The following is a 16,498-nucleotide window of genomic DNA, read 5'->3' on the forward strand; positions in this document are numbered from 1 at the left end:
GACTTACTAAGTGGTTGGAGGTTGTTTATAAAGTGGTTCACAGTATTTTGATAAGGATGTACAAGGACTTTTTTAAAAGAAAACCACTGCTTTTGCAGTGGTTTTTATTTTATTCAAGGACACGAGCGAGGGGGCTAAAAGAAAAGGGAAAATTAAGTGATGAGCAGACTGGAAAAATTGCTTGATAAATAAGGCACTTAATAAGTTATAACCCTCTATCGTAAGCTTTCCTCTATACTGGAAATGAATAAAACCACTGCTATTGCAGTGGTTTTATTTTATCAACTCAAAGTCATAGACTTTTGATAGTCAATATTAATTATTTTTAATCAAATCAACATAGTTGAAATACTACCAAAAATTGATTAATTCACTTAAAAATTCTAGTATTTTAGAAGTTATACTTATTACAATTTTTTCTATCTTCTGCATAAAACTCTTCATATTTTTCTACCAATAAATAGTCCAATAAATAACAATTTTTTTTTCTGAATATATACTTACTCCTTTTGAATATTTATGATTTATTTTGTCATCATAATTATAGTCAATAATGTATGTTTTAAACTTATCAACTAAGCCGTCCTTCGTTGTTAAACTATACATGTCTTCCTTTTTTATAATGTCTTCTTTATTTTCTGAGTTTTCATCTGAAAAATATGGAACTAACATTTCATTATTATTTATTCTTAGATTTATCTTTTTTAACTGATTTGTATTAAGAACAATCGACTTTGTGCTAAAGTTTGCGTCTATTAAAATCCCCCCATTTCTCTGAGTACTGGACGTTATACTATCTACAACTTTTTTTTCTACATTAAAGTCGAATAAATAAATATAATTAAACGGTTCTGACGAATTATTTTTATACGATAGTTTTACAGGCAAATTATTAATTTTTTTTGGAAATTGATTAATCAATAAAGGATTGTATTTATTTATGACTTCTAGATAATTAATATTTATTTGGTTTAATCTTTCAACCATAAAAGAATCATTATTTTTTTTACATCCAAATAGTAAAAAAAATAAAATTATATAGAATATCCAATTTTTACTTTTCATCTTTATTTCTTCTTTTTTATGACTTCTAAAATACCTTGAAGTAATTCTTTATATCCTCCTTTTTCACTTTTTAATCTGGTACCAGGACTTTTATGTTTTTGATTTAAACCACTAACTATACTACTTCCCTTTCCCAAAGGAGTAACATATTCATTGTGAACGCGTATAGTATTACTGAAAGCAAAGTATTCTATATCAGCGCCTGTCTGTTTATGGGTATTTACCTCACCTTTTTTAACATATTCCTGTTTGACACCACCCACTTGCTGATACCCGAGTTCATTTTTATGAGTACTTCTATCTGTACTAAACTCTGTATTTGTCACTTTATCTACTTGTACAATATCTGCCTTTTCATAACCATGATCATTCATGACTTTATCATAGGCCTTACCGTCAATTTGTTCTAGCTTTGAAAATGTAACCTGTACCTTACTTCCTTCATTTATTTGTGTATAAATTTCCCCATCTTTTTCATAAGAGCTATAGCCTTGACTTTCTAGCAACTTTTCTGCATTTTGTTGACCTGTCCCCAAGTAAGTGGCTAAAGTTCCCGCACTATCTCCTACATCAGCAACCAAATTTCCTTTTCCATCTTTATGCCAATCGGGAGCCCTTCCGTCGGGATCTATAAAGCTTAAAGGATTGTTAAAAGCATAGTTATAAGGATTATGTCTTGTCATCTTCTCCGCCAGTGGATCTATCACACCCCATCTTCCCAGATCAGGCATATAAAACCTTGCTCCGTAATCATACATTCCTGTTTCCTGCAACTCTTTCCCATTATACTTATAATTATAGCTTGGGTTTCCTATAGAAGGGTTGGATATTCCATGCTTCAATCCAAATGGATAGTAATTACTTTCCTCAAGAACTTCTATGCTGCTTCCATTATTGAAATAACTTACCCGCACATTTCCCAAATGATCTGTGTAATTGTAAATGTACTTATTATTTTCAAAATTAAAATAACCTTCCGAAGTAGGTATAAATTTCAATGCAGGAATGGTATAAAGGGAGGCTGAAGTATCATATGCATGCCTGTTATCATATTGGAAACCGTCAAGATAATTGGTTTCTATGGACCCGTTCATACTGTATGTCTTGGAGACTTTTACTCCATCTGCCCTGTAGATATAGCTAGTGTTGGAAATACCTATCAACCCCGCATTCACTGTAATATTACTGGGGAGATTCAGGTAATTGTAAATGATCTTCATTTTTCTGTCAGGATGATCCGTCATATTTCCGTTGGAATTATAAGCCATGGTTCCCTGTAATGCATCATAACCTGAACGGTTGTTAAGGACACCGGCAGGAAGGGTAATTCTATCCAGCACATTACTTTTATCTCCATTCTGATAGTTATAGATCAGATCATCAATCTTCTCGGCTGTTGTTCCTCCGGCAGCAGGCCATGAAAATCTCTTTAAGGTTTTAATATTCCCATTGAGATCATAGCTCAGCTCTTCATTAAAATAATCATTCTGGGCGAGTGAAGAATTGGGCTGAGAATAAGCTCCTTTCAACATCCTGTTTAAAGCATCATACTGGTAATTGTATCTTTTCAACCCTTCTGCACTGGAAATATTCCAATCAATCTCGGTGATATTTCCATTAAATCTTCCGGATGAAGTATTGGTATAAACAGGATTGTTATACTTCATCTCATACCCGAATAATTTCCCGTTCAGATTGGAAGGATCATTAACTTTTGTCATCCAGCCTCTGATATTATACTTGTAATCGATCTGCTGAAGTGGAGAAGAAGTGGTAATTCCTCCTACTTTCTTTGATTCCAGCTGGGAAATTTCATTGTATTTATTCTGAGAAAGGTATTCAACAGGGTTACTGCCGATTTGATGGGTATGGGTCAGAAGCCTGTTCTGGGAATCATAGGTGAATTTTTCTACAATAAGCTTTTCAGGGTCTGAGCCAAGCCTTTTGTGGTAGGTATTGGTCTGAAGAATAACTCCCGTGAAGTCAAGTTTGTTGTTGATCACAGTATAGCCTCCCAAATAATTACGGCTTCTTGATCCGATGCTTCTTCCCTTGGTATCATACCAGAGAAAATTCCTTGTCCAATTGTCATCTTCTATATTCTTTACATAAGAAGCGGTAAGGAGTCCTTTAGTTGTCCTTTCCTGAACGGGATCATCTGTAAGAAGGGGTTGGGCAAATACATTGGTTACCGCAGGAGAGCCTTGGGGATAAGTATCATAATAATTAACGGTTAATAGTTTAGTGACAGAACCCGGATAACTGGCAGAACCACTATCATAATATACTCCAACTCCACTGTTGGTGAATCCTACCGTAGAGGATCTGGTTACATTATTACTGCCTTTAGCATCTGCTAATGTCTGTTCTGCTCCTCTTCCTGCTGTACCATAAGTCTGGGAACTGGTATAGAGTCCAGTGTAGGCTGCCCTTCCAAATTGATCATATTTGGTAAAAAGCCATTGTTTTAATGCTCCCATGACAGCATCCTGAACCATAATCAGCCTGTCCTGTTTGTCATACACCATATATTCCCAGCCTTTGCCAGGGAGTTTCTTTTCTACCAAACGGTTTCTCCCGTCATATTTATACTGGTAACATAAATCATTAAGTACCGTATTAGGATCTGCTTCTACAGAAGCTTTGGGAGGGATCACATAAGCCAGTTGGTCATAATCATTGTAAACATAATACGTATCTGCGTTTTCTGAAGCACTGATTACCTTTCTTACCAGTACAACCTGCCCCTGTCCGTTTTTAAACTCAATGGTTGGGTTTCCGTCTTCGTCAGTAACCGTATTTTTATAGAGCTGTCCTATTCCATAGGAGCCTGATAATGTCAGACTGGAAGTAAAGGTGGCATAGGTAAAAGCAGCTGTATATTTTTTTACCTCGCCATCGGCATTGGCATCATATCCAAATTGTACAGGTTTGTTATCCCATGCATTCCCAACCTGTTTTTGTCCTAAAACACGGTCTAAGGGTGAGTTTTCCAATATCTTTTCTGAAAATATCTTTTCTCCTCCATATACAGAAGAAGCATTTCCCAATGGACTGGAAACGATAGATCCATTCTGAGTTCCTGTTTGCGGAACCGGTAAATAATCTTTCACCTGTCTGCCAAACGGATCATACTCAATGGGAGTAACAACATCTTTTCCCAATGGGGAGGCTTTTACATTAACAATTTGTTTAGGTCTTCCCAGCCCGTCAAAATACTGAACCGTTTCGGAGCCTCTTACATTAGCAAGGGTAGGATCGGACAAATACGTCTTTGAATACACATAGTTTTCTGTATTGGTAAGCTGCGCCTGGGCAGTTCCCATTATGAGAATTCCTATTGGAATTAATATCTTTTTCATGATTGTGTTTAGTTTTTATAGTTGTATTTCATCTCCTTCAGCACTTTACCATTCGCATCAATCACTTTTTCAAGCCTGCCTGCCGAATCATAGATATAGCTTTCTCTGATTCCGGATGGTGAAGTGATACTTCTTACCCCAACTAATGGATCATAGGTGTAGGTAGTAATCTGATAACCGGATAAGGAAGTATTAGCTCTGAATGAAGTCAATGCCGATAAAAATGCCGTTTCATCATTGTTTACTCCTGCATCTGCATCTGTGTTGGAAGCATTCATGATATCTAAAGTACTTGGAGACATCCCTGATAAACGTGCATAAGTGACTCCTTCTATCTTCGCGATAGGAACCGTTTGATTATATCCCCAAACAATACAAACCGGAATTCCTTCTCTAGTCGTATATTGAAGCAAATTTCCTTTATTGTCATACATATCATAACTTATTGCCACTTCCATTACTCCGTCAGAAATATTCTGAGATAATGATGAAATAGGAAGTGGTAGTCCAATTGTTTTAGTGTCAGCTTCTGTCTGAGTATAGGGATATAAGGTTTCTGCCTTAGAGATCACCTTTCCATTTTTCTTTGCCTCTGTTTCAAGTGGAATACCAATCATATTTTTGCTGATTAAATATTGATTATTTTTTTCCGGGGCATATTTATAATTCGTTTCTATTAAAGATTGATCAGGGGAAATTACTTTAACACCTGTAAGTTGTTTATCAATATTATTATACTGATAATCATTAGTCTGCACAATTTTCTTAGCATTCACATTTACTACACCGCTAAGAACATCTGTCAACGGAATATCTTCCATAAAATCCGTTTCTACTGTTTTCTTTAAAGTATTAGAATAAGTTGTGATGGGAAACAGGCCTATAATTCTATTAAAAAGCTGTGTTCCGGGGGTTATATTTGGAGGGTACAATGTAGGAGTATAGACGTCCAATCCTACAAGGTTATATATTTTATTTGTAGTGCTAAACTGATAGTTATTCTCAGTCATTTTTAATGCGAAGAAATTATTATTTTTCTTAATAAATGAGTAGTGTTTAAGAAGTGTTCCATTATTTTTATCATAAAAAGAAACCCGTTCAAGATTTCTACTCATTAAGTTAACAACATATTCAATATTTTTTGCGCTATAAGGGTTGGATGAGTCGGGCTCGCGTAATGTCTGAAATTGATCAAACTCAGGTGCAGAAAAGATCTTTATTTCACCTCCTTTTTCAAAATCATCACCTCCATGGCTGATGGTAACATTAGGATACATATTATCATTTTCAATATCAGATAATGTATAATTATTTATCCCAGATGTAAAACACAGTTTTCTAATGCTATAGAACCCTCCGCCCAAAGGCCCTCCTTCAACGTTTTCACACAAGCCTTCAAAATACATATTTCCCAAGAAGAACTTTTGATAATCAGCTCTGGATAAAGGCAGGTCATCTGCATTATGAATATTTTGAAAATTACTATAATATAATCTTCTGATATTTGAAATAGTCCCTTCAACTGTTTTATCATACATTTTCTTTAATCTAAGCCCATGATCTTCAACTTTTGTATATCCAATATAGTAATCTGCATTAACAGACGATTCAAAAATAATATTGGGTCTTAAACACGTAATAACAATTTTATACTGATTATTAGGATTGGTATTGATCTCAATGAGTTTATTAAAATCCATCTCAGTTTTAGGAAGATAATAGTTTTGGTTTATCAGTATCTGATTTGAAGTAATATCAATAACTTTTAGATTTGACGCCCCCTGATTATTAGGAATAGTAGATGGTTCATCCTGGTGGATATTAAAATTTAATGTTATTTTATTATCCAGTACAATATTCCCATTAATAGTCATTGAATCTTTTACAACCACTGGATAATAAGCATCTGTATTCGTCTTTACCGTTTTATTGTCACGTGTCTGTTTTTTTATTCCTAATGATTCGTATTCAAAATGCGTACTTCCTTTTGTTGGATAAGTAATAGAAGTCAGAGTTCCTTTTTTAGCAAAATTAAAATCAGCTCTTCGGTCTGCCAAATTATAAGTACTTAAGTTCATATTAAGATTAGCTCCTAATAAATTAACATCAGGGACTGAAGTAGTATTCCATTTCCCATTATTATATCCAAAAGTGTCTACAGAAAAAGCATTTTTTTTAGGAACATTATTGGCTTCATCATACGTAAAAACATATTCATTTTCAAAGGTTTTTGAACCTTGAGAATAGTCATAATTTTGAAGTTTATTCAGAAAAAATTTATCATATCCATCAATATAAGTAAAATCTATTGTTTTTCTTTTTTCATTTTTATACAATACATCTATTGAGGTCAGCTTATCATAAAATGAAAAATTATTCGCCTGATAATAGAAATTTATTACAATATTGTTTGAAGTAATCTTTGATATTTTCAACGGGTTCATGAGTCTCAATGAGTTCACAGATGTTGAAGGATCTGGTACATTTTGAGGAGGACAATCTGATGGTTGGTTAGATACAGAGATCACTGATTTGAACAAAGTTGTAGATAATATTATACTTTTTGTATAAATTTTTTCATATTGGAAATTAATAGTATTGCCATCCGGATATTCTATTTTTGTCAGATAAAAACTAGTGATACCAGAAGTATTAAGAGATTCTCTATTAGCAGTTGTTTCTATTGCATTTTCTCCCCCTAAATAGAATTTCACCCCTTTATTTGTTGTGATTACAAAGGCATAGGTTTGTGAAAAATTCCCTACAGTACTGATTTTATATGAATGTTCATCCGTAATCAGTACAGGATTTAGATTTTTATCAAGATAAAAACTCCCTGAATATCCGGGAACTGTAAAATTGAAAATATCTACCTGAGTATCATTTATATTACCATTAAGGTAAGATGCTAATTCAGCTGCTTGTGGAGTTCCTTCATTTGCATTGGCCAGATTAGTAGCAACCTGAAGATCATTAAAATAAACTCTTCTGCTGCTGTCTACTGTTTCATCAGCGTGTCCATAGATTGTTCTATTAATAACTCCGCTGGATTCAAGCACCCAGCTCATTCCTACACTTGTAGGGATATCATCGACTTTAACTCCAATCTTGGCATAATTAAGATTTATGGAATGTCCTACTCCGTTACTTTTTAGGTTATATATAGGAATGCTAATTGAAGCCATACCTCTGTATTCATTCAATGGGGTCTTCCCATATTCCGTTCTTAAAAATGATTCGGTAGAAGGAGGAACTACTTTTGGAATATTAAAAGGCTCAGGGTCTCCTTGTCCTTTAATAAAGATTATTGGGATAAATAATAATAAGTTTAAAAAAAATTTCATGCTGTTATTTTTTTATCAGTTTTGCATTCGCCGTTTTATTCATATCTGTCTTTATTGTAATCAAATAAGCTCCCTGAACCAAAGCTTGAGTATTAATCTTAGTAACTCTGTTCTTTGTTTTCAAGTTCTGTAGCTGTCTTCCAGACATATCGTACAAGAGAATATCTGCATCTCTGAAGTCAAAGCCGATTTCTACGTAAGCATAATCTGAGACAGGATTTGGATAGATTTTAATGTCATATTTTTCGATCAACTGATCAACCTGCTTGTCTCCCAGCTTCACAATCTTCCAGTTTTCTTTACCCAGTTCTTCTGCGCTGGTCCCTGCAAGAACAATTGAACCGTCTCTATTGAGTTTCAAGTCTGAAAGCCTCTCTTCCTTCTTGCTAGATTCTCCTTTGACGTGTTTCCTCCATTGTTCATTGCCATTATGATCAAGATATAACATCCAGAAGGTTTCATCATCGGTTTGAATTCTTCCTTCTGCCTGAGTATAACCTCCTAATAAAATTCCTTTGGAAGATTTATCATCTGTTGAATGAAGAACACTCATACTCATTAGAATATCTCTGTTCTTGAAATTGTAGGATTTCTGCCACTGTTCATCACCTCTTTCATTTAAGAAAATCAGCCAAAGGTCTGTACCTTCTTCAATCCCTACAGTTTTGTTGCCTGATCTTTCTGATCTGGATTCTCCACCAATGATGAAGCCAGTTGATGTTAATGCCAATGTTCTGATATGATCATCTCCTTTCCCTCCAAAATTCTTTTCCCATTCTACTTTTCCATTTTTGTCCAGCTTAACGATCCAGTAGTCGCCCTCGCCAAAGTTTTCAGTTTGTTTCGAGTTTCGGGATACGGGATTCGAGTTTTGAATGTTTGACACGGAACCCGCATCTCGCATCCCGGAACCCTTTTCAGATCCCGAAACACGAACCTCGGAACTCCTTGAGTAAACTCCCAATAACGCTCCGCCATCTCTCGTTGGAATCATCTTCTCCACTTCGTCTAAACCTTTTCCTCCTAAAACTAATTGAGAAAGTTCTTTTCCGTCTTTATCAAGTTTCGTGATCCAAACGTCTTTGGAACCGTAACCTTTTACAGCGTTCTGCACATTACCTGCAACGAAGAATCCAAAATCTGTAGTTTGAATGACTGATCTTGCTTCTTCATCGGAAGAACTTCCTAACGTTTTCTGCCATAATTCATCACCAAATTCATTGATTCTGATAAGCCAGATGTCTGAGCCTCCTTTGGAATCCTCTTTTTTATCCAGTCCCTTTCCTGAATAAGACGTTCCGGCCAAAAGAAATCCGCCATCTTGTGTTGTAACTGTCGCTGATAAATAATCATGATTCGATCCTGAAAAGTATTTCTCCCAAACTTCATTTCCCTGCTGGTTTAGTTTTACCAAATGGAAATCATATCCGTTATTTTGCTTACTTTCTGAAGCCTGCTGCTTATTGCTTTGAATAGAGCTTCCCGTAATAAGATACTGCTGATCGATAGTTGTAGTAACCTGGCTAAGAAAATCCTGGGTAGAGGATTTGATATCTTTCTGCCACACTACTTCCTGAGCAGAGATACCCAAGACCGTGCATAAGGTGAATGCACCGATATAGAATTTTTTCATTCCAATGTTGTTTTCTGAGTTAGTAATTAGTTCTTAAAACTTCGCGAATTTAACACTTTTTAAGATATAAAAATCATTTTCATGTGGTATGTTGTAAATCATACTGCTTATTATTAAATTCACTTTATTTATATTGATATTTGCCTTGTCCTGATGCAAAATTATCTCTGGATAACGACAGAACTTGTCGCATTAAAAATAAAAAGGGTCAACTCAAAAGAATTGACCCTTCCAAAAAACATTAACTGTTTATTGATAGAATTATGATGTTTTATTTCCAGCCTCCACCTAAACTTTTATAGATGTCAACTACTGTGCTGAGCTGTTTCTGTTTTGCCTCAATCAGTTCCATTTTTGCATCCAGCGCATCTCTTTGGTTCAAAAGAACTTCAAGATAATCAGCTCTGGAATTACGGAATAGCTGATTGGCAATATCAATAGACTGATCCAGGGCTTTAGTTTCCTGAGATTTCAATTGATAATACTGATCTATATTTTTAACTTTCGACATCAGATTGGCAACATCCAGATAAGCGTTCAAAATGGTTTTGTCATATTCGTACAATGCCTGAACCTGTTTTGCATCTGCTGTCTGAAAATTAGCTTTTATCGCACTTTTATTAATCAATGGTCCTGCTAATTCACCTGCCAGATTGTAAGCAATGGATTCAGGTAATTTAACAAGATAGGATGGTTTGAAAGCCTCGAGTCCTAATGTCGCAGAAATTTCCAGAGAGGGATAAAACTCTTTTCTTGCTGCTTCTACATCCAGCTTTGAAGCCTTTAATTCCAATTCTGCCTGCTTGATATCAGGACGGTTTGCCAGCAATTGTGACGGAATTCCCGTATAAACCGTTGGAGGAATCGTAGACATAAAATTCTCCTTTGTTCTAACAATCGGTTGTGGATATCTTCCTAACAAAGCATTAATTCCGTTTTCCTTCTCCGTGATCTGCTGACGGATTGTATATTCTGCAGCTTTGGATTTCGCCAATTCTGCTTCAAATTTCTTCACCGCCAGTTCCGTTGCTGCAGCAGCTTCCTTCTGAATTTTGGAAATTTCCAATGCTCTTTGCTGAAGCTTGATGTACTGCTGTATAATATCTAACTGATTATCAAGAGCCAGCAATTCATAGTAATTATCAGCAACTTCTTCAATAAGATTAGACAAAACAAAGTTTTTACCCTCCACAGTAGAAAGATAATGGGCCACTGCAGATTCTTTTTCGGTTCTGAGTTTTTTCCAGATATCAATCTCCCAGCTTGCATTTAATCCCGCTTCAAAATTTCCCAGCGGATCCGGCATTTCCTTTCCAGGTTCAATTTCTGTAGTAGCATCACCAGCTCCTTCACTGGTATATCGGCCAGCTTTTTTCAATCCTGCTCCTATTCCTGCTGAAACAGTTGGGGTAAGCCTACCTTTTTTAGCTAAAACACCACTTTTAGCAATTTCAATCTCCTGAAGAGTGATTAATAGTTCCTGATTATTTTTTAAAGCTGTTTCAATCAGGGTTACCAGGTTTGGATCTGTAAAGAACTGTCTCCATGGAGTTGTTCCGCTATTGTTATTTGCATCCTGCTGTTCTTCCTGATTAAAATTCTGAGGAATATTGTCTTTTACCTCGTCTTTTATGACAGTCGCCATTGGCGCCTTACAACTTGCAAGAACAAGTGATAAGGCAATGGCTGTGATTATATTTTTAGTCTTCAAATTTTCCATCATGTTCATAAGGTTCGGTTTGTTCTGTTAAAGGATTTTCTTCTTCATATTTTGCCAATCTGGACTTATCTGCAATAGTTCCGAAGATGTAATATAATCCTGGGATAATCATCAATCCGAAAATAGTTCCGATCAACATTCCTCCTGCCGCTGCAGTACCAATTGTCCTGTTACCGATTGCTCCCGGACCTGTTGCAATAACCAATGGAATCAATCCGGCAACGAATGCAAATGATGTCATCAGAATCGGACGGAAACGAATTGCGGCTCCTTCAATAGCTGCCTTTGCCACAGAAATTCCTTCTTCTGCTTTTTTCTGTACAGCAAATTCTACAATCAACACTGCATTTTTCCCTAAGAGTCCGATAAGCATAACCATTGCTACCTGTGCGTAAATATTGTTTTCCAGCCCTAAAAGTTTTAAACATAAAAATGCTCCGAAAATACCTGTAGGAAGTGATAAGATCACCGGTAACGGAAGAATAAAGCTTTCATACTGAGCAGCAAGGATAAGATAAACAAATCCTAAACACACAAGGAAGATAAATACCGCTTCATTTCCACGGCTTACTTCATCTTTGGAAATACCCGCCCAGTCGATACCGAAACCTCTTGGAAGTGTTTTATCTGCCACTTCCTGAATAGCCTTAATCGCCTGTCCGCTACTGTATCCAGGTGCCGGAGTTCCACTCACCTCTGCAGAGTTATACATATTATGTCTTGTGATCTCAGACAGTCCGTATACTTTTTCCAATCTCATGAAGTCTGAGTAGGGAACCATCTGATCTTTATCATTTTTAACATACAGTTTCAACAGATCCGTTGGTAAAGCACGGTATTGAGGTCCTGCCTGAACAATTACCTTATAAGGTCTGTCGAAACGGATGAAACTCGTCTCATAGTTGGACCCAATCAATGTAGATAGGTTATCCATCGCTTTTTCAATGGTTACTCCTTTTTGTTCTGCAAGATCATTATCAATCTTAAGCATATATTGTGGAAAACTCGCGGAATAGAATGTAAATGCCGATCCAAGTTCCGGACGTTTCTTCAGTTCTTTCACAAAGTCATTACTCACCTGTTCCATTTTATGATAGTCTCCGCTTCCTGCTTTATCGAGTAAACGAAGTTCAAACCCTCCGGCAGCTCCATATCCCGGAACGGAAGGCGGTTGGAAGAATTCAATATTGGCTCCCGGAATATTCTTGGCTTTTTCTTCCAGCTTTTCAATGATTTCTGCAGCAGATTCTTTACGGTCCTCCCAGCTTTTAAGGTTGATCAGACAGGTTCCGGAGTTGGATCCGGTACCTTCGGTCAAAATTTCATATCCTGCAAGAGAAGAAACAGACTGTACACCGTCAATATCTTCAGATTCTCTAAGAAGTTCTTTGGCAATCTGATTGGTTCTTTCCAACGTAGATCCCGGTGGAGTCTGAATAATTGCATAGATCATTCCCTGGTCTTCAGCCGGAATAAATCCAGATGGCAAAGAGTTGCTGAGGAAATATGTACAGGCACAAAATGCTAACAGTAACGGTAATGTAATTGTTTTCTTCGTCACTGTTTTATTCAGCATCTTCTCATATCTTCCAGCTCCTTTTGTAAATACATTATTGAATTTATCAAGGAATATGGTAATCGGAGTTTTCTTTTTAGGTTTTCCGTGGTTATTTCTTAAGATCAACGCACACAAAGCCGGTGTTAAAGTAAGTGCTACAACTCCTGATAAAATAATGGATGAGGCCATTGTAATAGAGAACTGACGGTAGAATACTCCAACCGGTCCCGACATAAATGCAATCGGAATAAATACAGATGCCATTACCAACGTAATTGCGATAATTGCTCCACTGATCTCGTGCATTGCTTCTTCTGTTGCCTTCAATGGAGAAAGATGTTTTTCTTCCATCTTGGCGTGAACGGCTTCAATTACCACAATCGCATCATCTACTACAACCCCGATCGCCATTACCAGGGCAAAGAGCGAAATCATATTCAGGGTAATTCCAAAAGCGGACATCACCGCAAATGTTCCTACCAATGAAACAGGAACAGCCAGTGCCGGAATCAAAGTTGAACGCCAGTCTCCAAGGAATAGGAATACCACAATAGCAACCAAAATAAAGGCTTCAAACAAAGTATGAATTACTTTTTCCATAGAGGCATCCAGGAATCTGGAAACATCATAACTGATGTCATAATGCATGCCTTTAGGGAAATTATTTTTTTCAAGATCCTTCATCAATGCTTTTACGTTTTTGATAACGTCGCTTGCATTAGATCCGTAGGATTGTTTTACTGTAATTGCCGCAGATGGTTTTCCGTTCAATGTGGAATAAATATCATACATGGAACTTCCGAATTCTATATCTGCAACATCTTTCAGTCTTACAGACTCACCGTCCGGCTTTGCTTTTAGAATAATGTTTCCATAATCTTTTTCGTTGTTGAAACGACCCGAATATTTTAATATATATTCGAATGACTGAGAGCGTTTTCCGGAACTTTCTCCCGTTTTACCCGGAGAAGCTTCCAAACTCTGCTCATTCAGAGATTCCATTACTTCATCAGCTGAAATATTATAAGCCGTTAATCGATCAGGTTTAAGCCAGATACGCATTGCATATTCACGGGTTCCCAGGATATCGGCAAAACCAACACCGCTTACCCTTCTCAATTCAGACATTACATTGATATCTGCATAGTTGAAAAGGAATTTCTGGTCAGCTTTAGGATCATCACTGTACAGGTTAATATACATCAACATGTTAGGTTCCTCACGAGTGATCTTTACCCCTTCACGTACTACGAGAGGCGGCAGTTTGTTCACTACTGAAGATACACGGTTCTGAACATTTACCGCAGCTACGTTGGGATCTGTCCCCAGATCAAATACAAGCTGAATGGAAGCTTCCCCGTCATTTCCGGCATCCGAGGTCATATATTTCATACCTGGAACTCCGTTTAACCCTCTTTCTAAAGGGATAACTACGGATTTAATCAACAATTCGTTGTTAGCTCCGGGATATTCTGCGGTAATATTTACTTTAGGCGGAGAAATGGATGGGAACTGCGTCACAGGAAGTTTTACCAATGACAATATCCCCATAAATACAATAATCAATGAGATTACTATAGACAGAACTGGTCTGCGAATGAATTTCTTAAACATACTACTTCATTTTAGAGACCACTACTCTGCTTTTAATTTCAATGATTGAAGAACTTTCTTAGGATCCTGGAATTTTGTTTTCACCTTTTGATCATCCTTCACTTTCTGAACTCCTTCCAAAAGGATCTGATCTCCTTTTGATATTCCTGAACCTACTACATAAAGATCCGGAAGTTCATAAGCAATTTTGATATTTCGGGATTTAGCGACTCCGTTTTTATCAATAACAAATACGTATTTCTGATCCTGAATCTCATAAGTAGCTTTCTGTGGAATAATTAATGCATTGTGAACAGGCATTGTCATCCGGATCTTTCCTGTTTCTCCATTTCTCAAAAGCTTATCAGGATTTGGGAACTTGGCTCGGAAAGCAATATTACCTGTTTCATTATCAAATTCTCCTTCAATAGTCTGGATCTCTCCTTTCTGCGAATAGGTTTCTCCGTTCGCTGTGATCAGGGATACCTGATTGCTTCCTCTGTCTGCAGCGTGAGTCTGATAGCTTAAATATTCCGGCTCAGAAACGTTAAAATAAGTATAGATACTTGTGTTATCTGACAATGAAGTCAACAAATCACCTTCATCTACCAGGCTTCCCAGTTTCAAAGGAATTCTGTTGATAACACCAGAGAACGGCGCTTTGATATCAGTAAATGAAAGATGGATCTGAGCCAGTTTCATTTCTGCATTGGCAGCATCCAGCTTGGCTTTTGCCATTGCTTTTTCATTTTTAGAAACAATATTGTTTCCTGCTAATGTACTTGCATTTTTCAGTTCGATAGAAGCTTGTTCTACCTCTGCTTTTGCTTTTAATAATTCTGCCTGATACAGTTTAGGCATGATTCGGAATAATGTCTGTCCCGCCTGCACGTATTGTCCTTCATCTACAAAGATTTTTTCCAGGAAACCTTTTTCCTGAGCTCTTACTTCAATGTTTTTTACGGATTGAATCTGAGCAACATATTCTTTGTTGATTACAGTATCCATTACTACAGGGGACGTCACCGGAAATACGGTAACTTCTTCTTTTTCTTCTTTTTTCTTATTGCAGCCAACCGCCAACAGAAGGACACTCAGCGCAATTCCCGAAGCAACTCTCTTTATCATAATTCTAGAGTTTATATAAATCGTTAATGTTTTGATAGAAATAAAACGGTAATAAAAGAGGTACGATGTGATGATTACCAGCATACACAACGCAAAGTATTTCTACCTGAAATCAGGCAGAAAAAGAATAGATTGAGAAAATTTTAAATTCTAATAGAACGGATCAGAATGAATCTTTTGGCTGTAAGACCGAAGACAAAGCCATGAATATCCGGTCTAAACCGTTTATCGCTTTTTAATCCAAAAATATAAACCAGGCTGAAAACTCCTGCAAAAACAACAATAACCTGCCATACGTCAGATAACTGGAAATCATTTTCAGCAAGTTCTAATGTGGAGTTGTCTACAGTATCAGCCATCTGCTGAACAGAGAGTTTTTCAAAAGTCTGGTTAAGACGGTTGGCTCTTTTCGGTATATGATGAGAAACATGACCGGAATAGTCATTTCGAAGCGTTTTAACGTCGAGCCTACTTTCTACTACAAAGAGCAGAAAAAGACCAGTTAAAAAGTATACTATAAAGTTTCTCATTTTGAAGTGGCAAATGTACACCCAGATTATGATATTATCATCATGGATTAACAAAATTTAACTATCCTTTAAATTACCTGAATCTAAAAATATAATAAACATTAAACATTTCTTTATTCAAGGGTAATTCGAGCAATTCTGACATCTCATCTGTGCAAGTTTCAATTTTCAAAAATCAAGCCATTTTTTTTGAATTAAGGAAATTTTAATTTTTAAGTTGTTACTTTTTTGAACATTTTAATGGCCTGGAACTCTATTTTAAAAATTTCCATAATCAAACCTAAACTTTATCATGATTACTAATTATTAACATTTACTTATTGTTACTCTCTTCTTTTTGAATTATTTTTGCCGAAAATTTACACAACAAATGAAAAAAAATACATTATACTATTGAAAATAAGTCCTTTAAAATTCCCGAATTAACAACGATTATCCTCAATTTTCTACAATAACTATTACTTTCTGTTTCGTGAATAATGTTTCAAAAAACAGTGAGTTAAATTAGACAAAATCTTAACTCTCTGTTAGTTTATGAAAATTTAACACATATTTATTAAAAATA

Annotated in this window: 8 protein-coding genes; all 8 read right to left on the minus strand. The window is 36.1% G+C overall.

The annotated features are described in order from the left end of the window. Window positions 1-450: 450 nt before the first annotated feature. Entirely contained in the window at window positions 451-1,065 is a 615-nt protein-coding gene (locus ACTJIP_RS21800; protein WP_077414001.1) for a hypothetical protein, read from the minus strand. A gap of 2 nt (window positions 1,066-1,067) precedes the next feature. Next, complete coding sequence (locus tag ACTJIP_RS21805) at window positions 1,068-4,427, minus strand: DUF6443 domain-containing protein (protein ID WP_440705091.1); 3,360 nt, start codon at window positions 4,425-4,427, stop codon at window positions 1,068-1,070. Window positions 4,428-4,435: 8 nt separating this feature from the next. Further along, the gene (locus ACTJIP_RS21810; RefSeq protein ID WP_440705092.1) at window positions 4,436-7,771 is read right to left on the minus strand and encodes an RHS repeat domain-containing protein; all 3,336 of its coding nucleotides are present in this window, start codon (window positions 7,769-7,771) and stop codon (window positions 4,436-4,438) included. A gap of 4 nt (window positions 7,772-7,775) precedes the next feature. Then, on the minus strand, window positions 7,776-9,404 hold the full coding sequence (locus tag ACTJIP_RS21815; protein ID WP_440705093.1) for a T9SS type A sorting domain-containing protein: 1,629 nt from the start codon (window positions 9,402-9,404) through the stop codon (window positions 7,776-7,778). 271 nt (window positions 9,405-9,675) lie between these two features. After that, window positions 9,676-11,133: a TolC family protein gene (locus ACTJIP_RS21820; protein ID WP_180565216.1), complete on the minus strand. Its 1,458-nt coding sequence runs from the start codon at window positions 11,131-11,133 to the stop codon at window positions 9,676-9,678. Continuing rightward, the gene (locus tag ACTJIP_RS21825; RefSeq protein WP_428169160.1) at window positions 11,105-14,296 is read right to left on the minus strand and encodes an efflux RND transporter permease subunit; all 3,192 of its coding nucleotides are present in this window, start codon (window positions 14,294-14,296) and stop codon (window positions 11,105-11,107) included. Before ACTJIP_RS21825 ends, ACTJIP_RS21820 begins: the two co-directional genes overlap by 29 nt. 21 nt (window positions 14,297-14,317) lie before the next feature. Then, complete coding sequence (locus ACTJIP_RS21830; protein ID WP_077414248.1) at window positions 14,318-15,400, minus strand: efflux RND transporter periplasmic adaptor subunit; 1,083 nt, start codon at window positions 15,398-15,400, stop codon at window positions 14,318-14,320. 146 nt (window positions 15,401-15,546) lie between these two features. Then, on the minus strand, window positions 15,547-15,933 hold the full coding sequence (locus ACTJIP_RS21835; protein WP_077413995.1) for a hypothetical protein: 387 nt from the start codon (window positions 15,931-15,933) through the stop codon (window positions 15,547-15,549). Window positions 15,934-16,498 lie beyond the last annotated feature (565 nt).

It is taken from the genome of Chryseobacterium sp. 22543 (assembly GCF_052044565.1).
GTDB lineage: Bacteria > Bacteroidota > Bacteroidia > Flavobacteriales > Weeksellaceae > Chryseobacterium.